This is a genomic window from Corynebacterium belfantii (assembly GCF_041898185.1).
Classification (GTDB): domain Bacteria; phylum Actinomycetota; class Actinomycetes; order Mycobacteriales; family Mycobacteriaceae; genus Corynebacterium; species Corynebacterium belfantii.
Genome location: NZ_CP157823.1, coordinates 310388 through 336132 on the forward strand (window position 1 = coordinate 310388; position 25745 = coordinate 336132).

Here is a 25745-nt window from a genome sequence, read left to right on the forward strand (position 1 = left end):
TCTTATGAACCGTTCCTACACCAACACGCAGAAGCGCACAGCACTGCGGGTCTACAAACGCACACAATCAGTGACTAAAACAGTCCGCGAACTCGGCTACCCAGGCAGATGGACCCTGTATAAATGGCTACGCGAGCCCAAAACCCCACCACAACCACGTAAACAAGCCAAAACCCTGACCCACTACCCATACGAAGTCAAACTTCGCGCAGTAGAACTTTTCCACAATGGTTGGCGACCAGCTGATATTGCCCAGGAATGCTGCCTGCACACTCACGCCAGCGTCTATGCTTGGGCGCAACGCTACCGTGAGGAAGGACAATGGGGCTTGATGTCGAAAAAAGAACGCGCAGGCCATGGCCGCATCCCTACTAAAGCAGCACTAGAAAAATCATTGCCGGATAATCCAACACAGTTAAAACAGCAGATGGCCACGCTGCTGGTAGAAAAAGCCGTGTTGGAAAAGGAGCTGGAAATTATAAAAAAAAGACGTAAGCGTCATCCCCGGTCAGCTGAGTAATAAGCACAAAACCGACGTGGTTGACGCTTTGCGTAGCACGTTTCCATTAGCAATGCTGCTCGCTGCTAGTGGTCTTGCTGCATCCAGTTTCTATTACCACCTGAAAAAACGACGCATGCCTGATAAGCACGCAGCTATTCGCAGCACGGTGCACCGCATCAGTTCTGATTCACATAATACCTATGGTTATCGCCGTATCTGGTGGCAATTACGACATTTAGGCATAACTATCAGTGAAAAAGTAGTTCGCAGGCTCATGCGCGAAGAAGCAATTACGGTGCGGTTTCCGAAGCGGAAGGTGAAATATTCCAGTTATCAAGGAGAAATTTCTCCGGCTCCACCGAACCTGGTCAACCGTTGTTTTCATGCCACTGCTGCGAATACGTTGTGGCTGACTGATATTAGTGTTTTCGCTGCGAATGAGGGGCGGGTGTATTTGTCTGTGATTATTGATTGTTTCGATGGCAAAGTCGTTGCTGCTAAGACGAGTGTGAATCCCACTATGGAGTTAGCAGAATCTACGCTGCAGGCCGCTATTGATGCTGAGGGTCTTCCACCGGATGGTTCATTAGTGATTCATTCAGATCGTGGTGTGCATTACCGTGGTCGGAGTTGGCATAGTCTGACTGCGAAATATGGCATCGTTCGTTCGATGTCGAAAAAGGGGTGTAGTCCTGACAATGCGGCATGCGAGGGGTTTTTCGGGCGGATGAAAAATGAGATGTATTACGGCAAGAGGTGGCAGACAATCCAAGAGCTTGACGATGCCATTGCTGCTTATATCGAGTTTTATAACAATCATCGCATTAAAGTTAGTCTCAATGGTATGAGTATCGCGCGTTATCGCATGGCTGCGGTAGCGTGAGGTTGAAAGTGTCTAACAAAACGTCCGCATTCCCCATACCTTCGTCCATACAGCTTTGGGCGTGGCTGTAAACGCGAGTATCTCATCTAATGATTCTTCCAGGTAGTCGGCTGCGTCGGGAAAACGCTCGGTGCAGAAATCTACGACCTAGCGGGCTTGGTCCCAGGTAGCTTGCGCGTCGGTTTGCTAGAAGATGGAGTGAAACATTCCCGATAGTGTTGTCCACTGGCGTTTTGACACTTTTGAGGACAGGTTCTTAGCAAAATGTGTCCGGCAACGTTGCCAGCTGGCTGTAGGTAGTACTTGACCAACAGCCAGCTTGGATTCCTAGGTGCGCATCGCTGGTGACGAGATAGACTTCGCCAAGACCACGGGCTTTGAGGTCTTGGAAGAATCCGGTCCATGATTCCACGGATTTTGATGTAGCAATCTGTATGCCCAGTAGTTCACGGTAGCCGTCTTTGTTAACGCCGGTAGCGATAAGCACACTGGTTTTAACGACTCGTCCGCCTTCGCGGACTTTCATTGTCAACGCGTCACAGGACAGGTAGTAATACGGCCTTGAATCCAGTGGGCGGGCTTTAAAATCAGCGACCATCTCGTCGAGTTCTTTGGCCATGTCAGACACTTGTGTTTTCGACAGATTGTTAATGCCCAGCGTGGCCACCAAATCATTCATGCGTCTAGTGGAGACCTCTTTTGAGATAACACGTGGCTATCACGGTAGTCAGGGCTCTTTCGGTCTGGGTGCGTCTTTCTAAGAGCTAGTCGGGAAAGAATGCGCCGTGACGTAGCTTCGGGATAGCAACGTCAATGCTTCCTACCCTGGTGTCTAAGGGACGGTGGCCATTGCGGGTATTAGTCCGTTGGGGAGATACCGTGGCGTAGTCAGTGCCGCACACACTATCTGCTTGAGTCGAGAGGATCTGGTTGATGAAGTTTGTGAGCATCTGGCGCATCAAGTCTGGGGAGGCCTGGGTGAGTAATTCTTCCAGATACGCGGTCGGGTCGATATGATGAGGGTTAGTGGTCATCGCGGTTACATTCCTTTCGAGGATAGGTAAGAGTTGATTCGAAAGGTACCCGCGGTGGTCGCCTTATTGTGCACCGGCACGAGGCTTACAACGGGTTACAGATACACCACACTAGCGGACGCAACCGTGAAGCAGTGATGCGTTGTGCGCCATACAGTTCGTCTTCTTCAGCAAAGACTGCGGCAATACGGGCTCTAAGTACACCGTCTGCGTAGATACGTGATGTGTGGCGGGCTTGTGTGGCTTTCCATGTATAAAACGATGAACGTGTGAGCTTTAAAACGGTGCACATCCGCTTGACCGAGTACTCGGTCTTGTGGTCCTCGACAAACTGGAAGCGGATCATCAGTGTGTCTCTTCGGCGAAATATTTCGTAGCCTTACGCACAATTATCTCGTTGTTCGCGCAGCTTTGCGTTTTCTTTTTCCAATGCGCGTATACGTTCTGCGTCGGAGGTTGCTTCTGCTTGGGTTTTAGTCTCGATCGTGCGGGTCCTCTTACCAGTGCCGAGTTCTTATTTTCCACTGATGTCATGAAGCACGGTTGACCCCCCAGTTCGGCGGCGGCAGCAGCCAGAGACAAGTTCTCATTGTTTTCATAGAGAGCAACGGCGTTACGCTTGAATTGCTCAGAATAGAACTTAGACATAGTAGGTAGAATATCTTTCCTCCTAGCCTGAACGGCCGAGAATCTAGATGTCTACCAAACAGGGTGAGGGTGTCAGGTGTTTTGTGTGTGAGGCTCTGATCCAGAAGGAGTTTCACTGATAATGACTACCGTGTCACCGAGGAAAGGTCATGACCCGAACAGGGTCAACGAGATCAGCGCTAAGCTGATGGAAAATCCGGAAATCGCCGAACTGATCGGCGAGTTGTCGACTTCCACCGATGATGCCAGCGACCTGGTCAAAGGTCTTTTGCAGGCATCGATCAACGCTGGTCTGCAGGCTGAAATGGACGCGCATCTAGGATACGCGCACTCTGATCGTACGGCGAAAGCCCAGCTGGGCACCCCGGATGGTGGCAATCACCGCAACGGGTCGTACACCAAAACCGTCAACTCTGGCTACGGCACCTTTGATGTGACTATGCCCCGGGATCGAGCTGGCACGTTTACGCCGCGGATGCTGCCTAAAGGCACCCGCCGTCTGACGGAGCTTGATGACATGATCATCTCCCTGTACGCCGGTGGGATGACCGTGCGCGATATTTGCCACCACCTCGCCACCACCCTCGGGGTGGATATGAGCCCAGATACGATCAGCACCATTACCGACGCGGTGTTAGAAGAGGTCATGATCTGGCAAAACCGCCAGCTCGACGAGTTCTACCCAGTGATCTTCCTCGACGCGCTGCGAGTGAAGATCCGCGATGGCCACCGCGTGGTCAACAAGTCTTGCTACATGGCGGTAGGCGTCGACATGGACGGCATCAAGCACATCCTGGGATTGTGGATCGCAGACAATGAAGGCGCCAGTTTTTGGGCATCCGTGTGCGCTGACCTTGCCAACCGTGGGGTCCAAGACGTGTTCATCGTCTGCTGCGACGGGCTCAAAGGCCTGCCGGAAGCCGTGGAGGCAACCTGGCCGAATTCCATGGTGCAGACCTGTATCGTGCACCTGATCCGGGCGGCCAACAGGTGGGTGTCCTACCAAGACCGCAAACCCGTATCAAGTGCGCTACGGGAGGTCTACACCGCACCGACCGAGGACACCGCCCGCGCCGCCCTGGACGCATTCGAGGCCAGTGAACTGGGCCGTAAATACCCGCAATCGGTCAAAGTCTGGCGCGACGCCTGGGACCGGTTTGTGCCATTTTTGCAGTTCCCGCCTGCGGCACGGCGGGTACTCTACACCACGAATTCGATCGAATCGCTGAATGCTGAGCTGCGGAAAGCCACCCGCAACCGCGGCCAGTTCCCGAACGATACCGCCGCACTAAAGACACTGTGGCTGATGATCTGCAACATCGAGGACAAGCGCGCTGCCCAGCGAGCGAAGAAAGCCAAGCGCGCCATCGAATGCAACGGCTATATTGAAGGAGCGAAAGCCACCGGGTGGAAACAAGCCATCAACCAACTAGCCGTGGCTTACCCCGACCGATTCGCGGACTACTTGTAAACCAAGCCCCCCGCACACAAACAATCGGACACTCTCAACAGGGTCAGGTCCTACATCAATGTTTTGTAGCTTGCGCATCTTAGCTACATAGCGTTCATCTGCTGGCAGGAAGGCCCGGTTCGAAGTCGATGGTTACCGACGGGCTAGTGGAACGCGTCGATAAGCCAGATGTGGTGCTGGGGCAACACGTATTCTGCGGCCCAGTGCCAGCCGGGCAGGTGGGCGTGGTGCCAGGGCCGTTCATGTCGACGGCGGTGAACGTGGAGATTACGCTGCACGGGCGCGGCTCGCACGGTTCGATGCCACACCTGGGCGTCGACCCGATTGTGCTGGCAGCGCACGTGGTGCAGCGCTTGCAGACGATCGTGGCGCGTGAGTTGAGCCCACACGAATTCGGGGTGGTCACCGTCGGCGTTGTGGAAGCTGGCACGCGCCCGAACGTCATCCCGGAAACCGCGCGGCTGAAGCTGAACGTGCGCGCCTACGATGAAGCAGTGCGCGCACGGATCCTCGCGGCGATCGAGCGGATCACTCGCGGGGAGGCCGCAGCTGCCGGTGCGCCGCGGGAGCCGGAGTTCCGCTATTACGAATCCTTCCCGGTCACAGACAACGACAACGTGGTGGCCGGCAGGTTAACCGCGAGCTTCGGGCGTGACCTGGGCGAGAAGAATGTGCACCGCATCGAACCACTGACGGCCTCGGAAGATTTCTCCGTGCTCGCCGACGCCTTCGGCACACCGTACTGCTTCTGGCTACTGGGTGGGGCGCCAGAAGGTGTGAGCATCCCGAACCACAGCCCGAAATTCGCGCCGGTTCTGCAGCCGACTCTAGAAACCGGCACCAGGGCGTTGGTCTCGGCAGCGTGTGAGTATTTGCGCTGATCACCGGGTTGATTGGCGGCGGCGTCGGCAAGCATAGACAGACTTAAAGTCGTCGTGGACCTTACTCCCGCGTGAGTACGCGCAATGCGGCATCGTTAATGAAAATGCGCTGACGGCCTCGCTTAGTTTCACTCAACACCCCAATATCAACCAGATGATTAAGCCACGTTGCAGCCGTTTGTCTTTTCACTAGTCCGCTGTCTTCCACATCCTGAATGCGTAGGTACGGGCGTACCATCGTGATTTCAGACATTTCTTTAGCCGGACTAATAATGCCCGCATCGCGGATAACAGCCGTGATCTCATCTTGTACCTGACGTAAGTCCGCGATCATAGTAGCGGCGTCGGTGGCTGCAACCTCCACGCCGCGGATCATAAACAAAAGCCAATCTTCCCAGGCAGATTCCGTTGTCACTCGGTTCAAGCAACGATAATATTGCGCCTTGTTCTCCACGATATAGCCGGATAAATAAAGCACAGGGAACGGAAGCAGGGCTTCTTGCAGCAGATACAGCACATTGAGGATACGCCCTGTGCGTCCGTTACCGTCGGTAAACGGGTGGATGGCTTCGAACTGATAATGCAGCAGAGCCATCTTTACCAAAGAATCAACGTCATGCTCGCTATAGATATAGCGCTCCCAACGCGATAAGTGCTGCTCAATAATTTCTCGCCCTTCAGGTGGAGTGTAGATGCACTGTTGCGTATGCGGGTTACCGATGAATGTTCCAGGGTAAGAGCGAAACGGCGCAATGTGCGGTTCATCGCTTTGCAAAGTTCCGCAGACTATTTGCGTGGTCTTGGCAGATAGTGGCCGTTGACCGATCGATTCCAAGCCCGCATGCAAGGCGGCGTTATAGCGCAGAGCTTCTTTAGTTGCCGGGGTCGGCTCTGCGTCAACGTTCCAGGCAGCGCGGAAAAGCTCATCGTTTGTGGTTACGATGTTTTCGATTTCTGTAGACGCGCGTGCTTCGCGCAACGGAATCGTGGAAGTAAGAATCTCCGGATTGGGAATAAGCTGGCAAGCGGTGCGTAGCTCAGCAAGCTTTTCTTTTGCAGCAATAATCGCTTTGAGCACCGGAACGGTTTCGACGACTTGGGCAGGGGGCAGAGGTGGAAGCTCGTTGAAAGGACGGTTGGGGTCGAACGTGGTGCTGCTCATGTCGAAAGAATAAACATATTGGTGAGTAATGTCGATTTTTGGGCGAAAAATCGACATTAAACATCTCTAATGTCGATTGCGTAAACATATCGGGGGCGCGCTCGTCGCCGGGGAGCCGACCGCTGAGCAGTTGCTGCCCGCCCCAGGGTGAGCATCTGTCGATTCGCGCGGTTGCTGCCCGCTGTGGGTTGCCACCCGTCGACACAGCCCACAGCAGCCGATACGGTGAGAGCATGTTGTTTGATTCTCTGCCACGCCCGAGTGAGCGCATCGCGCCGGGCGTAGCTCACCTGCCGGGCTGGTTGGGCGTCGACAAGCAAGCGGAGCTAGTGCGCGAGATCCGCGAGATCGCCCGCACATACGCGGATACTCCGATGGCGATGCTGCGCCCGACGCTAAAATCCGGCGGGCAAATGAGCGTGTATCAGCTGCATTTAGGCAGGTACTGGCATTATCCGAGTTACCGGTACGTCGACAAGATTGCGGGTACCACCGTTCCGCCAGTGCCAGACAGCCTAGCTGCGTTGGCGCCGGCAGCGTTGCGCGCAGCAGCGGAGGTTGCCGAAGAACTAGCCCCGTGGGTAGAGGCCTTCGTGCCAGAGATGGTGCTGGTCAACTACTATCCGCCGGGTTCCGGGATGGGCATGCACGTCGATGAATTTGAGGAATCGCGGGCGCCGGTCATTTCAGTATCGATTGGCGACGAAGCACTGTTTCGGATGGGACACACCGAATCACGCACCCAACCCTGGGACGATGTGACTCTGTGCTCCGGCGACCTGGTGGTTTTCGGTGGGCCGAAGCGTTTTGCTTATCACGGGGTGGTGCGCGTGAATGATGCCACGCTTCCCGACGGCTGCGGGCTGGAACAAGGCAGGATTAACATCACGATCCGGCAGGTTTCTGCGGCGCCGAACGTACAGGGGCGTTAAACAGGGATTTGCTCAAAGATTGCCTAGGGAACCGTGGATGCAGACTTGCTAAGAAGACGACAGACCCAGGCTGGAGCCACCGTCACCAGCACCGCTACGGCCTGGCGTGGCTAGCGGCCCACGTGGTTGCTGGGACTGTTGATTCTTGGAATTCGGGTTCTCGGGCTTGGCGACGGGGCCATTGTGGCGTGGGGCAGTCTCAGCTGGAGCGTCGTCAGTGCTCGGCTGCGCTGGGGCGGCGGTGGTCTGCGCAATCCAATCGCCTAGCCCATGCAGCGAAGCAAACAGCGAGAAACGTCCACCACCTTGAGGAGCCTTAAACGAGGTCACCCCGGCAACCTCACCGTCGACAAAAAGCGGCCCGCCGGAATCGCCACGCCCGGCTTTAGCCTCGTCCAAATACTGCACGACGAATGCGCCATGCTGGTTGCCCTGCGGCCGAACCCCGGAAGAAGTTTTGCCAACCGCAGCGCGGGCATACTGCAGCGTCTCGCCGGTGCCAGCACCCCAGCCGTACACGCGTCCCTGCTCGCCAAAGCTCACCGGTGCGCGGCGAACCTCGCGGACCAGACGCTGCGGCAGCGCATCGGTGACATGCACCAACGCCACATCGCCGTGCGGTGCCCACACTGCGTAATCCGAGGTGAACGTATTTTCTTCCCGATGTTGCTGCTCGCGGGTGGTGCCAACATAGACCGGCCGCTGCAAATTGGGCACCTCGACGCAATGCTGGGCGGTCAGCACCCACTGAGAAGCAACCACGGTGCCAGTACAACTAGCCACTTGAACCACGCCTTCGGCAGCGGTATCGTCCACAGGGGAGACGGGCGTGCCATTTGTCAGTGCGGTGGCTGTCGCCGCACCAAGAACACCGCTGGTACCCGCAATACCCAGCAAGCTTGCTGCAGCAAGAGCAACAATTTTCCGCATTACACATCCTTGCAATCTTGTGGAACCACACGCTTGTTGGAGCCCTGCGTTCTCGCGCGGCGGAACGGTGATTCACTAATACGACTGACTTTTTCCGTTCGGATCATAGCACCAACGGTGAGTAATGGGCACACCATAAGCAATATACGGTTCCCCGTGCGGTAGCACGTGAGCTACCTACTCCCGCTCCGCAAGACAATCGAGAAGCTATGTGGGTGCTGTAGTGTCTGGTCGGGCATGCGGACGAAATCTTGGAGGATTTCCTGTATGACTAATGTGCGATACACGGATGCCCAAATGTCCCTTAAGCCATCAAAAAGCTAGCGACCACCAATGGTGGTCGCTAGCTAAAGGTGTAGGCAAGTCTTCTGAAATTACCGTTGATTTCCACTCATATTATTCCTCAAGCGGTAAATGTCAGCGGCTAATCCTGAGGCGATAAGCATAGCGCTGGCTGCAAGAAAATTTCGGCTAAAAAGCACGACGATTCCCGCAATTGCCATAATCACTGAAGATATAATGTATAGTTTATTTACATCCATTCATGCCTCCACTTTTGCTGTATCTTAGTTGAAACAGTATTCAGAAACCCCGGCCACGCCGATTAGTTCAGCACCTAAGTCACGAAGCGCTCCTCCGGTCTGTTGAATGCTGGGCCAGTTGAATCCCTTTTGTGCTAGCTGAGAAACAGCAGCTTTTACACCACCTAAAGCTTTGATGGCCTTCTTAATTTTGATGATCTTTGCGACGGGCAGCAAGGTCGATCCAATTGCTCACAAAATGGCCCCTGCACATGCTACTTCAGTAGCGATATAGGGCACAATCTCTTTGGAAGCTAGATTTTCTTGAACCTATTCGGCTGTGGCTTCGTCACCTTCAGCAAGCACTTCGTCTGGAATGGAGTCAATTGCAGTTAGCAGCTGTTCAACTTCATCATCGGGAATCCCGAGACTCGAAGTTGCCCCTAAGGTCTGAGGCACTGATGACATAGATGACTGGGCATTTGCGGGAGATTCAACTGCAGATAGAATCAACGCCATGCTGAGCGGAATAGAAAGAAGCCCGAATTTCTTCATGATCTCTCATTTCATAAAGTGATCTACCGTTTATTGGTGGCCTTTTTCCATTAGCCAATCACAAGAGTATCAACTGAGTCTAAGCCTCGCGACAGGTAGACGATTTTATGTGACCGTTTCAGGAAAATGCCAAGATAGTTAACCTGATCTTCATTTCAAAGTAACCTTTTATATACCTATTCTCAATGTTTAGTTAACGCTCTATACCTTTTTAAGTGACACGTGACTTCTTAGACATGTCTGTATTTACGTCGTGAGTGGCGTACCACCGTATGAACGTACAGCTGTACCGGCGCGCTAGTCGATCTTCGGTGCCGTTAGTGCCTGTTCTCCGCGTCCTCGGTGCGCGTCTCGCCCCGTGCTGCCGTCGGTGCCCCGCTTCTCCGTCTCGGTGCCGGATTGATCTTTTTCTTCCCCTCTTTGCCCTCCGTGACCCCCTGGCCGTGGCCACGCACTGAAGTGCCCCGAGTTTTGTTCCTAGGCTTATGCCTTGATTTCCATTATTCCTTGACTGGGGTGGTGTTCCCAAAACTCGGCTTCTACTTCAGCCGGCGTACGGTAGCCCAGACTCTGGTGGAGCCGTGACTCGTTCCACCAATTCACCCACTCGAACGTCGCGATTTCCACGTCGACGACATCGGCCCACGAGCGCCTATGGATCAGTTCGTTCTTGTGAGAGGCCATTGACGTTCTCAGCCATAGTATTGTCATAGGAATCACCAACAGTGCCGGTAAACGCACTAATTCCGTGTTCTTCCAGGCGCTCGTTGTAGACAATGCTCACATACTGTCAGCCGTGGTCTCAATGGTGAATCAAACCCGTCGTTTCCTTGGCGCACACAATGGCCTGGTTTAGTGCTTGCAGCGGCAAGGCTTGAAGTGCGCATCGAATCCAACAACACCCACCCGATGATCCTCCAGGAGAATACATCGGTCACGAACGCTGTGTACATGAAGCCTTTCCTGGTGCGCACATAGGTAATGTCGGCCACCCACAGCCGATGAGGGCCGGGAACCCTAAATTCACGATTGACCAAGTCAGGGCGAAGATCCAGGCCCTTAGACTTACGAGTTGTGATTGGTGCTCCGCCTTTGCCCTTGCCGGACAGCCCAGCGCTGCGCATCAGCCGGGCTGTGTGCTCACGCCCAATGTCGATTCCTTCGCGACGCAGCGCGTGCCACATCTTCCGCACCCCGTAGACACCGTAATTGTCAGCATGACCGTCACGAATATGCTCCACAAGAGCAGCGTCGCGAAGACTAGGGGCACTTAAGCCCGTGCGCCTTGGATTGGCGGTACCCACGCGAGCTAAGAAAACCGCCTTCACGATGTGTGTTTAACGTCTGGCAGATGAACAAGGCAGAGAAACGATTCCAATGCTCATCGATGAATCGGAATCGTTTCTTAACGTTTTAGGCTTGGTTCGGATGCGAAAAAAGCCGAAGCGGCCTTCAACAACTCATTGGTGTCGCGAAGCTGGTGATTTTCTCGACGCAGCTTGGCGCCTCTGCCACAAGGTCCTCAGGCAACCGTTCAGTAAAACGTCCTTCACGTCGAGCGGGCTTGCGCCCATTGCCTCGCCGTGTGCCACGAGGCGCACTACACGGTCTTTGGCATCTTGGTCAAATTTTCCTTGGCATGTTCGAAGATTTTCCCATCTACTCAAACGGAACAAAACCTGGGGCACTTCAATACCCAAGTCATAGACCCCGTTCCACGTTGTACGCCTAGCCGGTGACAAGCCCCGTGGGAGGCTTGAAAAACTGTTTGACTTCGACAACGACTACGCACCATTACAACAGACCTAGTACTACTACCAACAAGCAAGCAGCCAACAAAGCCATGAGCACGCTTATTGACCCGCTTGTTGGCATGAAAGACACCCAGGATCGCTAAGATCGCGTAGCTAGGCAAGCCCATGAACAAGCGCCGTAAGGACATCCTCGCCTACATCCGACACACAATCAATGCATTCTAAAACCGGAAGCACCACTAAACGGGGGTATTTCGAAGGATTTTTCTCGGCACTTCACACCAAATCGCTTCCAAACCGGCCGTTTGAGCAGATTTGGTGTGAAGTGCCGTCTTTTCGGGGGTGAGCGGGGGTGGCGCGCCCACCAACGCCCACCAACGCCAGCCAATCCCAGCCAAGCCAGCCACGCCCGAACCCCGGCGAACTAATCAATGCACTCTAAAACCAGAAGAGCCGTTTAAGAATTGCCGCTAACCAATAAAGCCGAGGATCTAGGGCCTCGGCTTTTTCTTATGCGGTGGGTTGGGAAATCCCTGGCAGCATGCGCGGCATTACTTTGCCGGTGGCATTGCGGGGGAGTTCGTCGATGAAGTGCACATCGCGGGGGATGGAGTGGTCGGCAAGCTTGGTGCGTACCCAGTCGCGGACGGCGTTTTCGGTCAGCGCCTCGCCTGCGGCGGTGGGGCTTTTGACGATCCACACGGCGATTCGGGCGAAGGTTTCATCGTCGTCCACACCACTGGCGTAGAGGTCTTGGATGCCTGGCATGGGTTCGAGGACTTCTTCTACGGACCGTGGGAAGACGTTTTCGCCGCCGACGATGATCATGTCGTCAGTGCGGCCGAGCACGTACAGCAGGCCGCGTTCGTCGAGGTAGCCGCGGTCGCCGATCTGGATGAGTTCGCCGACGCGCTTAATGGGGATGCGGGGGTCGGTGTAGCCGTTAAGGGTGGTGTTGTTGTAGCAGAAGATTCGGCCGACGGTTCCGGCGGGAACGGGCTGGTCGTTGTCGTCGAGAATGCGGACGGTGGTGCCTTCGCAGATCTTGCCGGCAACGGTGGGGTTTTTAGCTACTTCTTCCATGTTGGCGATGGCTGCTGCGGAGATCTCGGTGCTGCCGTAGAGGTTGCACAGAATTTTGCCAAAGCGGTTGTGGACGGCCTCGACGAGCCATGGGGATAGGGAGTGGCCGGAGGAGAAGATGAATTCGAGGCTGGAGCAGTCGATGTCTTCTTGGCCTTCGACTTCGAAGAAGCGTTTGAGGAAGATCGGGGAGGAGATCATCGCATGGATCTTGAAGCGTTCGACGTCGCGAAGCGTGCGCTCGGGGTCGAAGATTCGGCGGGTGATCACGGTGCAGCGCATAGCGAAGCTCAGGTTCAAGATTCCCCAGCCCCAGGTGTGGAACACCGATGCGGTGAGCTGGACGTTCATGTTGGTGCGGAACGGAATCTCGCTGAGTACAGCGCCCAGGATTGTGGGGGCTTTAGGCTCGTTGCGCATTACGCCCTTGGGGATGCCGGTGGTGCCGGAGGACATGAGCACGATGGCGCCATGTTGAGGGAAAACGGGCAGGTTTCCGCTGGTATGCGTTGCGACGATCTCCTCTAGGTCGAGGCATTCCGCAGCGCGGGGGTGTGGTTCGGCCTCGCGGTGCGCCACGATCACGGGGATCTGGATGTCTTCGGGAAGGCGTGGCAGGAATTCTTCGTCGATGACGAGCAGGTTGATGCCGTCGCGGCGGATGCAGCCGTCGAGTTGTTCGCGGGAGGATCCGATGTTGAGCAGGTAGATGGAGGCGCCTGCGTAGCCTTTGGCGGTGAGTGGGTAGATGCTGCCGCGGCCGTTGCGGGCCATCACGCCGATGCGGAGGTCCTTGCTATTGAGCTGGTAAAAGTAGCGGGCTAGGGCGCGGGAGTTGTCGCGTAGTTCTTGGTAGGTGAGGCTGCCGTCGTCGTCGATAAGCGCGATGCGGTCGGGGCAGACGCGGGCTGCTTGTTCTACTTCACGTGCGGTGGTGAAGCGATATCGTGCCATGGTGGCTGGAGTGCTCAGCGCTGCGAGGGGTTTGCCCTCGGTACTGAGAAGCCCTGATGCGGCGATCGTGGGCATGTGGCGTGCCATCGACGTTAGCGTTGTCAGCAGTGGCGCAATCTGGGGCATGTAAGGAAGACTCCTATAAAAGATATTTTGTATGACATAGGGGTTTATATGCAGAAGTGGTCCCGATGTTACGCCCCATTTGATAACATCTTTAACTTTGGTAACAACTTTCAAGTAGAAAACTTTCTTATGCGATTACTAACAGCCTTCTGCGCCACGCTCCTCGGACTCCTTGCGGCACCACCCGCACACGCAGGTAACGCGCACGACAACGCCGTCATCTTCGGAGACTCCATCGTCGCTGACCCGCTGGTATCAGAAGTAATTACAGGCCGCCTGAGCAGCCAACCACACTGCCCACATTCACCGACCAGTTACGCCGAAATCGCGGCGAAACGCCTAGGCCTTGATTCCCGCAACTTCTCCTGTGCTGGTGCCCAAGTTCACATGGGCGGACCATTTTTATCGCCCAGATCGATACGGCCATCGCCACCGGAGCCCTTGATGCCAACACTCGGCGCGTCTGGATCACCCAGGGGTTTAACGATGCCTGGAGCGGGCACCCCGCGGCGCAGGTGGTTGCCACTATGAATGAGGCGATCGACCGGATCCGCGCGCATGCCCCGAATGCCCGTATTCAGATTGTGGGGTATCCGCAGATCACCCATCAGGGCCAGCTTTGTTTGGTGCGGCTGCCAGGTCAGCCTGCGTGGCCTATGGCTGCGGCGGTGATCGCCGCGTGGGAGGATCAAGCCTTATTTATTCAGCGCGAGGTGGCTGCGGCTACTGGCAGTGAGCTTATCGACGTCCGCTCCGCGACTGCGGATCATTCCATGTGTGCGCCCGATGAGCAGCGTTACATTTCCAGTGTGGTGGATGTTGCGGGTGCGCCTACGCATCTGCCTGCTCATGTGAATGAGCGCGGGCATCAGGCCATTGCGGATCTTATCGTGCGTAGTAGGTAGTCTCCGTAGCCGGATTTTTGTAGCGGTTGGGCGAGTGCTTCTAGCTGGGTGTCGGTGATAAGGCCTGCTTTCCATGCGGCGACTTCTGGGGAGCCGATGATAATGCCGGTGCGTTTTTGCAGTACTTCTACGTAGGAGGCGGCTTCGCTCATCGAGTCGATGGTTCCGGTGTCGAGCCACACGTCGCCGCGTTCGAGTTTGCGCACATGGAGCTTGCCTTGCTGTAGGTAGGCGTCGTTAATGGCGGTGATTTCTAGCTCGCCGCGTGCGCTGGGTGTGGTTGTTTCCGCGATTCGGACAACGTTGTTGTCGTAGAAATACAGTCCCACTACCGCATAGTTGGAACGTGGGTGGGCGGGTTTTTCTTCGATGGACAATGCGGTTCCTGTGGCATCAAAGGTGACCACACCATAGCGGCTGGGATCGGAAACCTCATAGGCGAACACGGTGCCGCCGTCAGGGCTATGGCATCCCTTGAGTGCTTGACCAAGGGCGGGGCCGTCGAAGATGTTATCGCCGAGAGCTAGAGCAACGTTGTCGTTGCCGATGAAAACGCGGCCGATAATAAACGCCTGCGCTAGGCCATCAGGGCGGGGCTGCACTGCGTAGGAAAGCTCAATGCCCCAGGAGGAGCCGTCGCCAAGCAGGCGTTGAAACGCCGCTTGGTCCTCAGGGGTGGTGATGATCAAGATCTCGCGAATGCCCGCCTGGATCAACGTGGTCAGCGGGTAGTAGATCATTGGCTTGTCGTAGATCGGCATAAGCTGCTTAGAAATCCCCAACGTAATGGGGTGCAAACGAGTGCCAGAACCGCCGGCGAGAATGATGCCCTTCATGGATCCTAAGCCTACTTGGTGCCCAAGTAATCCCGCACAGCATCCCGCCATGGGCGCGGTTGAAAACCCGTCGCCACAATCTTGTCCAAGTTGAACGTCGACTCCGCGGGGCGCTGAGCCAACGGGCCTGTATGGGTCTCGTACTCGGCTGTGGTAACAGACGTGACCGCCTCACCGGATACCCCACAGTGTTCAAACACTGCTCGGGCAAGATCATCGCGGCCGACCACATCGCCAGAATTAGAAAGGTTGTACACACCATAATCTGCGCCGCTGCGCAGCAAATGCACAATACCGGCCGCCAAATCAGCCGCATGTGTTGGCCGACCACGCTGGTCGCTAATCACATTGGGGCGAATCCCACGCTGCGCCAACGAACGCATAGTTTCCACAAAGTTGCCACCTTGGCCAAAGACCCACGACGTACGCACCACGTAATGCTTCGGGGCTACCGCAGCCGCAATATCACCCGCCGCCTTCGACGCCCCGTACACCGACAACGGCGACGGCGCTTCCGTCTCCTCATGCACGGACGTGGTGCCGTCGAAAATGAAATCCGTCGAGACATGCACCAACGTCAGATTATTCTCCGTAGCAATCTGGGCCAGCCTTGCTGGGGCAACAGCATTGACCTCCCATGCGCGGGCACGATCATCTTCTGCCGCATCCACATTGTTGTAGGCCGCGCAGTTAATAATCGCCTCATACTGACGCCACGGGCGCTGCGGAGGATGAACCACATCGAAATCCACATGCGAACACAACTCGGCATCCGGTAACAACTCGTCTAGCGCACGCCCCAACTGGCCATGGGCGCCGGTGATGAGAATGCGACGTGGTGGCATCGGGGCGGCCTCGGCAAGCTGGGGGTGGCAACGATCCTTTTCCGAAATCTCCGTGGGAGGAAGCGGCCAATCAATCATGTCCAGATTCACCGCAGTATAAGTAGCGTCCGGCGACCAATGGTCGTTGACCAAGTAGGTGTAACTCGTGTTGTCTACCAGCGCCTGAAAACCATTGGCCACCCCACGCGGCACAAACACCGCAATATGAGGGGTAATGGTGCAGGTAACTACCTCGCCGAAGGTGTCAGAACCCTCGCGCAGGTCACACCACGCACCAAACACCTCACCATGAGACACCGAAACAAACTTGTCCCACGGTTCAGCATGTAAACCACGCGTTACGCCACGTTCAGCATTGAAAGAAATGTTGTTTTGTACTGGTTGGAAATCCGGCAAACCCGCCGCCACCATTTTCTCCCGCTGCCAGTTCTCCTTAAACCATCCACGATTATCGCCGTGGAGATCGAGGTCGACAATAACAACACCGGCAATAGCAGTGGGGCGAACCTGCATAATCTATCCCTTCAATCAAACGCTATCTGCGCACAACTTTAATGCCCTTGGGCTAGATAACGCTGTTCCACCGCGGCCTTTTGAGGCTCCCACCAGTCGCGGTGCGTGCGATACCACTCGATAGTCTGAAGCAGGCCCTCACGCATGCCGGTATCCGTATCGGTAAAACGTGGCTGCCAGCCGAGTTCTGCACGCAAGGTGGAAGAGTCCATGGCGTAGCGCATATCGTGGCCGGGGCGATCGGCAACATGTTCAAAGCCGTCTGCGCCCATAAGCTCACAAATCAGTGTTATTACTGTTTTATTGTTCACGTGATCATTGTCTGCGCCGATGATATAAGTTTGGCCCATGTGACCGCTTTCTAGAATGCGGATCACGGCATCATTATGGTCGTCCACGTGGATCCAGTCGCGCACCTGCTGGCCTGTACCATATAACTTAGGAGTGAGTCCGCTTAAAATATTTGTGATCTGGCGTGGAATAAACTTCTCAATATGCTGGTAGGGGCCATAATTATTGGAGCAATTAGAAATTGTTGCACGCAATCCAAATGAACGAACCCATGCCCGCACCAAATGATCCGATCCGGCCTTCGTTGCCGAATACGGCGACGAGGGATTGTACGGCGTGTGCTCGGTAAAACGATTCGGATCATCTAACTCAAGATCACCAAAAACCTCATCCGTGGACACATGGTGGAAGCGCACATCATGGCGACGCGCAGCCTCCAACAACGTAAACGTACCCACCACATTGGTTTGAACAAACGGCGAAGGATCCACCAAGGAATTATCGTTATGCGATTCCGCAGCGAAATGCACCACCACATCCGCATCGGCTACCAAACGATCCACCAACGTTGCATCACAAATATCGCCCACAACTAAAGCGGCATCACAGCCATCCAAATTTGCGGCGTTGCCGGCATACGTCAGCTTATCTAGTACCGTGACCCGGTACTCCGGACGGGTAGCAAGAACACGCCTGACAAAATTCGAACCAATAAAACCGGCGCCGCCGGTGACCAGCATACGTTTCACAGCCATCGATGTTACCGTGGGCACTCCGGCAACGCAGTCTCATACAGCCACGCATGCCACAACGCATCCAGCTGCGCCGAAGAATCCACTTCCTTGAGCAACTCACGACGCAAATCCACCGGTTCCACAACAGAATGCCGACCCGCCGCAACATAACGTGCAATGGCGCGGAAGAAGGCGGCGCTGCCAAGCAGCGTGCGAAGCGCATGCAACGTCAACGCGCCACGCTTATACACACGATCATCAAACATAGCGCGCGCACCAGGGGCTGCTACCACAATATCGGCAGGTAGCTGCGCTAAACGTTCATAATGCTGGGCCGCCGTCGCCGCCGCCGGAATCCCCGCCGAATGCTCAAACCATAACCACTCCGCATAACAAGCAAAACCCTCATTCAGCCAAATATCATCCCACTGCGCAAGACCCAAAGAATTACCAAACCACTGATGTGCCAACTCATGGGCAATCAGTCGTTCCCATTGCTTGGTGCCCCCAGTATGATTTGCACCAAAAATAGACAACCCCTGAGCCTCCAACGGAATCTCAAGATCATCCTCGGTCACAACCACCGAATACTGCTCAAAAGGGTAGGGGCCAAACAACTGAGAAAACAGCTCTAGCATCGCCGCCTGATCCGCAAAATCATGGCGCATCCCAGTCGCCAACGCCGGCGGAGCATACGCGATCACGGGAACCCCGCCCGCGGCACCAAGCTCATAGCGCTCATATTGCCCAACCTGCACTGTTGCCAAATAGCTCGCCATCGGCTGCTGCGTTTGATAGCGCCACTGCGTGCGCGAACCATGCCGCGTGGTGCCCAACAACTCACCATTAGCCACCACCGTGTATGGCGAATCGCACGTAATGCTCATGGTGTACAGCGCCTTTTCATCGGGAGTGTCATCACACGGCAACCACGAACGCGCACCATTAGGCTGGCTGGCCACCAAGGAACCGTTGCTCAGCTCCTCCCAACCGATCAACCCCCATGTGCTCCGAATCGGGCGCGGATTACCAGAATAAGTCACGGTAATCTTAAATTCCTGATCTACCGGGATCTCTTCGGCAAAAGAAATCCGCAGCTTATGGTTGCTGTGTCGGAACTTCTGCACCTGTACGGCCACCGCCGACGTACCCTGTGCCGTCACCGACTTCACCGTCAAGGCGTCGGAAAGATCCAGCGTAAGGCTGCGCAGCGGCTGATAATTATCCATCGAGAGCGTGACCACAGCCTTCAAACGATTCGGCGCAACCACATAGTCCAAGGAGACGTCGTAATGCCGCACATGAAAACCTAAGTTGAAGTCCACCTGCGTATAGAAGTCCCGCGTACCAGGAATGGGTGTAGAGCGAAGCCGGTTCACCGTGCGCCTCCCAATGCATCAAGCAGCCACGTATAAATCATGGCCTCCGACGCCGCCACCTGTGCATTATCCGCAGCACCCGCATGGCCGCCCTCCGAATTCTCCCAATAGTCCACAGCCTGCCCAGCAACCTCCAAAGCACGGGCAAACAAACGCGCATGAGCGGGGTGGACACGATCATCGCGTGTCGACGTAGTCACCAACGCCGGCGGGTACACCACCTGCGCACGAACAGCCACATGGTGCAACGGCGAATAACTTTCCAATACCGCCCGCTCCGCAGGATCATCTGGATCCCCATACTCCGCCATCCACGACGCACCCGCCGACCACGTGTGATACCGCAACATGTCGGTCAGCGGCACCTGAATCACCGCAGCATCAATTGCCTCCGGATAATGCGTTAACGCCACCGACGTGAGCAACCCACCATTGGAACCGCCGCGCACCGCAATCTGCGAGGCATACCCGCGCTGCCGCAGATCCTCCAGAACCGCCTGATGATCCTCATAAATCTTCACGCGATGACGCCGAATCACACTCTCATGCCAGTGCGGACCAAACTCGCCACCACCGCGCAAATTAGGTTGTACAAAATAGTTTCCCTTGCTCAGCCACGCCCGCCCGCGTATCGACGAATACCCAGGCACCAGCGAAACCTCAAAGCCGCCATAGCCGCCCACCAACGTAGGACGCGGCCCTTGAGAGAAATCTCCCACGATAAAATACGGAATCTTGGTGCCATCTGCCGACGTCGCCCAATGCTGCCTCGTCTCCATACGAGAAGCATCAAACAGCGCAGGTGCCTGCTTGACTCCCTCAGGAGTAGTGTGTTGGCCAAGCTCAACGCGATACAACGTATCCGGTTGCGTAAACGACGATGCCCCTAACCACAGCTCATCAGATTCCGAATCCGCTGCCACCACACGCGCGGTAACCATATCGCCGACATTGATGCGTCGCGATGCCGACCCCGGAGCCCCGCGATCAACAACCTCAATCCGGCTGGTCACATCCTCCAAAATCGTGAGCACCACATAGGAGGCCGTCAACGTAAGATCCTGCACACTTGATTGTGGCGTAGGACTAAACACCGTGAAGAAATCCCTGCGACCCGCCAAGAAATCCTCAAACAAAATAGCGCCCACACCACCAGAAGCAATACCGGCGTACTCCTCACGCGGCAGCACATACATCCACTCACGATGGACCACCACCGTGCAATCCTCCGGCACCTCAATAATCTGCAAATGACCACCACGCTGAATAAACGTCCGCGAACGATAAAAATCCAGCGCCCGACGCACAAACAACCGCTCAAAACCAGGGGCTGTCTCCGCCCACGCAGACACCGCCAAATCCGAGGTAAGGCCGCAGAAAAACTCCTCAGCCTCAGCAAGATTCGTGCCACGCCGCCACACATGAACCCGCGCCGGATACCCCGACTCCGTCAAACTGCCGGCCCCCATATCCGTTCCCACCAGCACAGTATCGCGATCCACCCAGCACACCTGAGTTTTGGCCTCGGGAACCGCAAACGCGTGATCTTCAACAAAACTGCCACTATCAAGATCAAACTCGCGGATTTCCACCGCGTCGGCTCCACCACGGCTCAACCTAATTAACGCACGATCAAAATGATGCGGGCGAACATGCGCGCCCTTCCATACCCAACTTTCTTCCTCAGAACCAGCAAGGCGGTCGACGTCGATAAGCACCTGCCATTGTGGTGAATCGCTCGTAAAACTCTCCAACGTAGTACGTCGCCATACCCCACGGGGGTGGTCGCGATCCCGCCAAAAGTTATACAGATATTCGCCCCGTCTCGTCACATAAGGAATACGCGCGTCCGTATCCAACGCCTCATGAATACTGCGCTGAAGTTCACCGTTGCTCCACCTCTCCTGCGTAACCTGCGACCACGCGCGCGCCCACTCAAGAGCGGCGGGGGAATCGATCAGCTCTAACTCCTCAACAGGGGGGTGGTGCATCGCCGGCGTGTCCTTTCCTTGGGGTAATAAAAAACCTCGCTGATAACGCACTCAAAGCGTATCAGCGAGGGAGTAAAGCGAAGAGATTTACTTGTTAAAAGCCATGTTGAACAGCTCCCACGAAGCAACCATGTCCTCTTCCCAGTAGCCCCACGAGTGGGTGCCAGTGTTACGGAAGTTGAAGGTAGCTGGGATGTTCAGCGAATCCATCTTCACCTTGAGGTCGTGGGTGCACATGTTGGTGCCAGCCTCGATGATGCCGCCCTCAGTAGAGGTGATCAGGTTGGTAGCAAAGATCGTTGCAGGGTTGTTGCCAGCCAGACGAGGGCTAGAAGGCAGATCGTACTTGCCGACGGTGCCCGAGTTGTTGGACACATACACCTCAGTGCCGCGCAGACGCTCAGCGTTGATCAGAGCATCGTTGTAACGGTTGACCTCGCTGCCCTGTGGGCCCCACATCTGCTCAGGGGTAGCGCCACCGCGCTCCAAGGTCAGGCGCAGGAAGTGGTAGGTCAGCGGGCTGGAGGTTGCAGCACAACCGGAGAAGGAACCGGTAGCGTCGTAGAAGCCCTGTGCGTGCTCAGCCAGCACCAAAGCGCTGGTAGCAGACATGGACAAGCCGGCAATAGCGCGCTTGTTAGAAGCACCAAGGCGGCGCTCGATTGGTCCTGGGAGCTCCTTGGTCAAGAAGGTTTCCCAGTTCTGCTTGCCGCCGAGGGAAGGCGCCTCAGATACCCAGTCGGTGTAGTAGGAGAACTTACCGGCCATAGGGATAACAACGTTGACGTCTTTATCGCGGTAGAAGTCCAAAGCCTTGGTCTGCATGACCCAGTTAGCGCTACCCTCGCCACCATCGCCACCGTTGAGCAGGTAGATGGTAGGACGGCCTGGGTTAGCTGCCTTCAAAACAACCAATGGCACATCGCGGTTCATGGAAGGGGAGTGAGCCCACATTTCCACGACACGATCGCCGGTGGCTTTCTCGCGCCAAGCAGGATTCAGGCCTGGGGTTGCACCTTCATGGACAGTGGCAGGAGCAACCTGACCACGAACAGTGTCTGGGTTGAGGTTAGCTGCTTGTGCAGGGGCTACCATTGCGCCGACTACAGATGTAGCAGCAATGGAAAGCGCCGCGAGAGAACGACGGAATTTCATTGAAACTTTTAAGACTTCCTGTGTGATTAAAGGGGCGAGCTGTGCGACGAGCACTTAGTAGAGTCATCGCTTTCTAAGGAGAAAATGTTAACAGCTTGGTAGAAAAGAAGATAGAAGAAGTAAGGCATGTGCCCCGCTCTGTGACGAGGCGCTCAGTTAGTGTAAAGTCACAGGAGTGAACTGTGGTTTACTTGTGTAACATCGCAGTGGAATGTACTTACCTAAGTTAAATAAGGAGTCCCCTTCCCATGGATCAGATTATCCTCGCAATCTCCAGCTTTTTCGGTGCTCTTAGCCACTCTGGCTCTTCCGGACTGAGCTTTGTTTCCCACATCTTGGGATTCTTCTGATAGATCAGAACACCAATGGCCTACCCCGAAAGTCACGCTTCGGGGTAGGCCATCTTTTTGTTTAATTTGAGCGGAGGGCACGACAATTCGATGTGATGCACGTATCCTAGGAAACTGTGACTGAACATTATGACGTAGTAGTACTCGGTGCAGGCCCTGGTGGCTATGTCGCCGCCATCCGTGCAGCCCAGCTTGGCAAGAAGGTTGCAGTCGTTGAAAAGCAGTACTGGGGAGGTGTCTGCCTCAACGTCGGTTGTATTCCTTCCAAGGCGCTTCTGAAAAACGCTGAGGTAGCACACATCTTTAACCATGAGGCAAAGACCTTCGGCATTAGTGGCGACGTGTCCTTTGACTTCGGTGCTGCTCATAAGCGCTCCCGCCAAGTATCTTCCGGAATCGTCAAGGGTGTCCACTACTTGATGAAGAAGAACAAGATCACCGAAATCGACGGCCTCGGCTCCTTTAAAGACGCCAAGACCATCGAGATCACCGAGGGTAACGATGCCGGCAAGGTAGTTACCTTCGATGACTGCATTATCGCCACCGGTTCCGTCGTGCGTTCCCTGCCAGGTGTAACCATCGGCGGTAACATCGTTTCCTTCGAAGAGCAGATCCTCAAGGAAGAAGCACCAAAGTCCATGGTGATCGTGGGAGCCGGCGCTATCGGTATGGAGTTTGCTTACGTTCTAGCTAACTACGGTGTAGACATCACCATCGTGGAATTCATGGACCGCGTGCTGCCAAACGAGGATGCAGACGTGTCCAAGGAGATCGCAAAGCAGTACAAGAAGCTCGGCGTTAAACTGCTGACCGGTTACAAGACCACCGCCATCACCGATAACGGCGACAACGTCACCGTCGAGGTGGAGTCCAAGGACGGATCCAAGAAAGACAGCCTCACCGTCGAGCGCTGCATGGTGTCCATCGGATTCGCACCACGTGTTGAAGGCTACGGCCTCGAAAACACCGGCGTGAAGCTCACCGAGCGCGGCGCTATCGAAATCGACGACTTCATGCGCACCAACGTCGACCACATTTACGCAATTGGCGACGTCACCGCGAAACTGCAGCTGGCACACGTTGCAGAAGCACAGGGTGTTGTTGCCGCCGAGGTTATCGCCGGTGCTGAAACCCAAGAGCTGGGCGACTACATGATGATGCCACGCGCTACCTTCTGTAACCCACAGGTTGCATCCTTCGGCTACACCGAAGAGCAGGCGAAGGCAAAGTTCGAAGGCCGCGAGATCAAGACCGCTACCTTCCCATTCTCTGCCAACGGCAAGGCAGCCGGCCTCGCTGAAACTGCAGGCTTTGTCAAGATCGTTGCAGACGCAGAATTTGGCGAGATCGTCGGCGCGCACATGGTTGGCGCAAACGTCTCCGAACTGCTGCCAGAACTCACCTTGGCACAGCGTTTCGACCTCACCTGTGAGGAAATTGGGCGCAATGTTCATACGCACCCAACCTTGTCTGAGGCAATGAAGGAAGCCGCAGAAGGAATCATGGGTCACATGATCAACCTCTAAAAACCACGAGGATGCTCCTCGTTGCCGCACCTGGCAGCGGGGAGCGTCGGCGTATCATGGGGCCTATGGCTCATACCCCTAAGTGCCCTGTGCGGTATGGAGAACCCTGCACCGCATGCCAACCTGGGACCTCGGGGCCAAACGACTGCCAATTAGTTCAATTGGTGCGCGAAGACCCAGAGCTTAAACAGCTGATGGTCGAGATGATTAATAAGGCGCGACTTGGGAAGCATGGGGATCAATGCTGAGCAAGGTATTCACCGCGGGGAAAGCTCGCTGAGGGCAATTTGTTCGCGAACATACGCGGCAGCCAGCGCCGATGGGGATCGCATTGCTAAAACCGTCGAAATCTAGCCCAGCAGTATAAACGGTACGATGCGCGTGACGGGCTTCGCAGCCAAGACCAATAGAAAAGATCTTTCCTGGCTCGCTAAAACGCCCTTGATGGTGGCGAACCGTGCGTGCAATCCAAAGATAACTACGGCCATCAGGCATCTCAGAAAGCTGCCGCATAATCGTGCCTGGGCTACTAAATGCCTCATACACATTCCACAAGGGGCATGTTCCTCCCGAATGCGTGAAATGAAAACCAGTGGCCGATTGCCGCTTGGAGATATTTCCAGCCCGATCCACGCGGACAAACGTAAACGGGATGCCTTTGAGCTGAGGGCGCTGCAAGGTTGAAAGCCGATGGCAGACCGTTTCATATCCCAGTCCAAACACCTGGCAGAGGTATTCGATGTCGTAACCGCATTTTTCCGCCTGCTGGTGGAACATGCCATAAGGCAGCATCACCGCCGCAGCAAAGTAGGAGGCGATGCCACGAAGCGCTAATCGACGCGCCTCCTCTGATTGGAAATGGCCATCGGCAACAAGTGCATGCATCTGTTCGCCAGCTTCGAGATACCCCAGCTCTGCAGCAAGCCTAAATGCACGCTGACCAGCAATAAGGCGAGTCGACAGCGTAAGTTGGCGAGAAACATTGTCAAACTTATGCAACGTGGCGCCGAGGTCAACGCCGGGGATGATCTCTACAGCATGGTCTTCTTGCAGGCGTTGAGTCAGTGCTGCTTCGTTGGCTCGAATATTAAAAGTAGTAATGCCTAGCTCTGTGGCAATGCGTTCGGCGATCCGATCTAGTTCGTCGAGGTAATTGTGGTGAGTGTAGAAGAAGTCGCGCACCTCATCGTGAGGCATAGACAACACCGCAAGTGGATTGGGAGTATCTAATCCGCTGAGACGGCGTTTGTCGGTAACCGCATCAAGGTTGTCGCGGAGGCGTCGATAGCGACGATGCATCTCCACCATGGCGCGAGCAGCTTCGGGGTGGTGGTCTACGAGGGTGGACAGCTCGATAACGTCGATAGGCTGTGGGCAGACTTCCTTGTCGAACATGACATCATGAAGCTCGGCGATGAGGCGTGAGGAATCATCGCGTGAAAAGAAGGTGGCGTCTACCCCAAATGAGGCTGTTATTTTCCGCAGCACTTGTGGAGTAAGTGGTCGGACGTCGTGTTCGATCTGGTTGATATAGCTGGCTGAGATCCCGAGGAGCTCGGCAAGCGCGGCTTGGGTGAGGTCGCGTTCTTTGCGTAGCTGGCGCAGGCGTGAACCCACATAAGTCATACCCATGGGTTTCTATACTACGTGAGCTGCGCCATGGTGGATGATCATTCAAAAATCGACTGTGGTGCACAGTACTCAACTGTCACTTCTGTCTCATGGGCGAGTTGACGAGGAAAAATCGGAAATATGTCGCTGGCCTTGTGGTTTTTCTCTAAATC

General features: G+C 55.4%; 22 protein-coding genes and 3 pseudogenes. 8 read left to right on the top strand and 17 right to left on the bottom strand.

Going from position 1 to position 25745, the window contains the following annotated elements; translation table 11 throughout:
• Positions 1-4: 4 nt before the first annotated feature.
• Positions 5-1385, top strand: a pseudogene (locus ABMV07_RS01685) (IS3 family transposase).
• Positions 1386-1418: 33 nt separating this feature from the next.
• On the opposite strand, the pseudogene ABMV07_RS01690 reads toward ABMV07_RS01685, so the two are convergent.
• The 3 genes and pseudogenes from ABMV07_RS01690 to ABMV07_RS01700 all read right to left on the bottom strand — a co-directional run.
• A pseudogene (locus ABMV07_RS01690) lies at positions 1419-2419 on the bottom strand (IS256 family transposase); the annotation flags it as partial.
• Between the two features lie 85 nt (positions 2420-2504).
• Positions 2505-2765, bottom strand: a complete 261-nt coding sequence (locus tag ABMV07_RS01695) for a hypothetical protein (RefSeq protein ID WP_197691842.1) — start codon at positions 2763-2765, stop codon at positions 2505-2507.
• Positions 2765-3067: a hypothetical protein gene (locus ABMV07_RS01700; RefSeq protein ID WP_374064834.1), complete on the bottom strand. Its 303-nt coding sequence runs from the start codon at positions 3065-3067 to the stop codon at positions 2765-2767. Before ABMV07_RS01700 ends, ABMV07_RS01695 begins: the two co-directional genes overlap by 1 nt.
• Positions 3068-3188: 121 nt before the next feature.
• On the opposite strand from ABMV07_RS01700, the gene ABMV07_RS01705 reads away from it, so the two are divergent.
• A complete protein-coding gene (locus ABMV07_RS01705; RefSeq protein WP_374063848.1) occupies positions 3189-4538 on the top strand; it encodes an IS256-like element IS1132 family transposase in 1350 nt (449 codons plus the stop codon).
• Positions 4539-4684: 146 nt separating this feature from the next.
• Positions 4685-5419 carry a M20/M25/M40 family metallo-hydrolase gene (locus ABMV07_RS01710; protein WP_281511056.1) on the top strand — a complete coding sequence of 245 codons (735 nt, stop codon included), beginning with the start codon at positions 4685-4687 and terminating at the stop codon, positions 5417-5419.
• Positions 5420-5480: 61 nt separating this feature from the next.
• Here the strand turns inward: ABMV07_RS01710 and ABMV07_RS01715 are convergent, their stop codons facing one another.
• Entirely contained in the window at positions 5481-6638 is a 1158-nt protein-coding gene (locus ABMV07_RS01715) for a Fic family protein (RefSeq protein WP_197689100.1), read from the bottom strand.
• 176 nt (positions 6639-6814) lie between these two features.
• On the opposite strand from ABMV07_RS01715, the gene ABMV07_RS01720 reads away from it, so the two are divergent.
• Positions 6815-7513: an alpha-ketoglutarate-dependent dioxygenase AlkB family protein gene (locus ABMV07_RS01720; RefSeq protein WP_197691843.1), complete on the top strand. Its 699-nt coding sequence runs from the start codon at positions 6815-6817 to the stop codon at positions 7511-7513.
• A 48-nt stretch (positions 7514-7561) separates the two neighbouring features.
• Here ABMV07_RS01720 and ABMV07_RS01725 read toward each other — a convergent pair whose 3' ends face one another.
• From ABMV07_RS01725 to ABMV07_RS01745, 5 genes are all read right to left on the bottom strand, one after another.
• Positions 7562-8443: a S1 family peptidase gene (locus tag ABMV07_RS01725; RefSeq protein ID WP_197691844.1), complete on the bottom strand. Its 882-nt coding sequence runs from the start codon at positions 8441-8443 to the stop codon at positions 7562-7564.
• Between the two features lie 566 nt (positions 8444-9009).
• The gene (locus ABMV07_RS01730) at positions 9010-9201 is read right to left on the bottom strand and encodes a hypothetical protein (RefSeq protein ID WP_234914024.1); all 192 of its coding nucleotides are present in this window, start codon (positions 9199-9201) and stop codon (positions 9010-9012) included.
• A gap of 93 nt (positions 9202-9294) precedes the next feature.
• Positions 9295-9519: a hypothetical protein gene (locus ABMV07_RS01735; protein ID WP_229254934.1), complete on the bottom strand. Its 225-nt coding sequence runs from the start codon at positions 9517-9519 to the stop codon at positions 9295-9297.
• A 483-nt stretch (positions 9520-10002) separates the two neighbouring features.
• The gene (locus tag ABMV07_RS01740) at positions 10003-10203 is read right to left on the bottom strand and encodes an integrase core domain-containing protein (protein ID WP_085689425.1); all 201 of its coding nucleotides are present in this window, start codon (positions 10201-10203) and stop codon (positions 10003-10005) included.
• Between the two features lie 56 nt (positions 10204-10259).
• Positions 10260-10823 (bottom strand): IS3 family transposase, encoded by a 564-nt coding sequence (locus ABMV07_RS01745; protein WP_197691845.1) that lies wholly within the window; start codon positions 10821-10823, stop codon positions 10260-10262.
• Between the two features lie 464 nt (positions 10824-11287).
• Here ABMV07_RS01745 and ABMV07_RS01750 point away from each other — a divergent pair, with 464 nt between their 5' ends.
• Positions 11288-11416: a hypothetical protein gene (locus ABMV07_RS01750; protein WP_256270423.1), complete on the top strand. Its 129-nt coding sequence runs from the start codon at positions 11288-11290 to the stop codon at positions 11414-11416.
• A gap of 367 nt (positions 11417-11783) precedes the next feature.
• Here ABMV07_RS01750 and ABMV07_RS01755 read toward each other — a convergent pair whose 3' ends face one another.
• Positions 11784-13436: an acyl-CoA synthetase gene (locus ABMV07_RS01755; RefSeq protein WP_197691846.1), complete on the bottom strand. Its 1653-nt coding sequence runs from the start codon at positions 13434-13436 to the stop codon at positions 11784-11786.
• Between the two features lie 129 nt (positions 13437-13565).
• Here ABMV07_RS01755 and ABMV07_RS01760 point away from each other — a divergent pair.
• A pseudogene (locus tag ABMV07_RS01760) lies at positions 13566-14341 on the top strand (SGNH/GDSL hydrolase family protein).
• Here the strand turns inward: ABMV07_RS01760 and rfbA are convergent.
• The 6 genes from rfbA to ABMV07_RS01790 all read right to left on the bottom strand — a co-directional run bounded on the left by rfbA (position 14305) and on the right by ABMV07_RS01790 (position 22085).
• Positions 14305-15177 (bottom strand): glucose-1-phosphate thymidylyltransferase RfbA, encoded by an 873-nt coding sequence (rfbA, locus tag ABMV07_RS01765; RefSeq protein WP_374064836.1) that lies wholly within the window; start codon positions 15175-15177, stop codon positions 14305-14307. The pseudogene ABMV07_RS01760 and the gene rfbA overlap by 37 nt on opposite strands.
• A gap of 11 nt (positions 15178-15188) precedes the next feature.
• Positions 15189-16535: a dTDP-4-dehydrorhamnose reductase gene (gene rfbD, locus ABMV07_RS01770; protein WP_197688640.1), complete on the bottom strand. Its 1347-nt coding sequence runs from the start codon at positions 16533-16535 to the stop codon at positions 15189-15191.
• A 38-nt stretch (positions 16536-16573) separates the two neighbouring features.
• Positions 16574-17566, bottom strand: coding sequence for a dTDP-glucose 4,6-dehydratase (gene rfbB, locus ABMV07_RS01775; protein WP_162495038.1), 993 nt, complete (start codon positions 17564-17566; stop codon positions 16574-16576).
• A 20-nt stretch (positions 17567-17586) separates the two neighbouring features.
• Complete coding sequence (locus ABMV07_RS01780) at positions 17587-18939, bottom strand: M1 family metallopeptidase (protein WP_088266386.1); 1353 nt, start codon at positions 18937-18939, stop codon at positions 17587-17589.
• On the bottom strand, positions 18936-20930 hold the full coding sequence (locus ABMV07_RS01785) for a prolyl oligopeptidase family serine peptidase (protein WP_088266387.1): 1995 nt from the start codon (positions 20928-20930) through the stop codon (positions 18936-18938). The genes ABMV07_RS01780 and ABMV07_RS01785 overlap by 4 nt, the downstream gene beginning before the upstream one ends.
• Positions 20931-21017: 87 nt before the next feature.
• Positions 21018-22085: an alpha/beta hydrolase gene (locus tag ABMV07_RS01790; protein ID WP_088266388.1), complete on the bottom strand. Its 1068-nt coding sequence runs from the start codon at positions 22083-22085 to the stop codon at positions 21018-21020.
• A gap of 466 nt (positions 22086-22551) precedes the next feature.
• On the opposite strand from ABMV07_RS01790, the gene lpdA reads away from it, so the two are divergent.
• Complete coding sequence (gene lpdA / locus ABMV07_RS01795; RefSeq protein ID WP_004566447.1) at positions 22552-23961, top strand: dihydrolipoyl dehydrogenase; 1410 nt, start codon at positions 22552-22554, stop codon at positions 23959-23961.
• A gap of 65 nt (positions 23962-24026) precedes the next feature.
• Complete coding sequence (locus tag ABMV07_RS01800) at positions 24027-24209, top strand: DUF6767 domain-containing protein (RefSeq protein WP_071570483.1); 183 nt, start codon at positions 24027-24029, stop codon at positions 24207-24209.
• Here ABMV07_RS01800 and ramB read toward each other — a convergent pair.
• Positions 24169-25593, bottom strand: coding sequence for an acetate metabolism transcriptional regulator RamB (gene ramB / locus ABMV07_RS01805; protein WP_088266389.1), 1425 nt, complete (start codon positions 25591-25593; stop codon positions 24169-24171). The two genes, ABMV07_RS01800 and ramB, sit on opposite strands and share 41 nt — an antisense overlap.
• Positions 25594-25745: the final 152 nt, after the last annotated feature.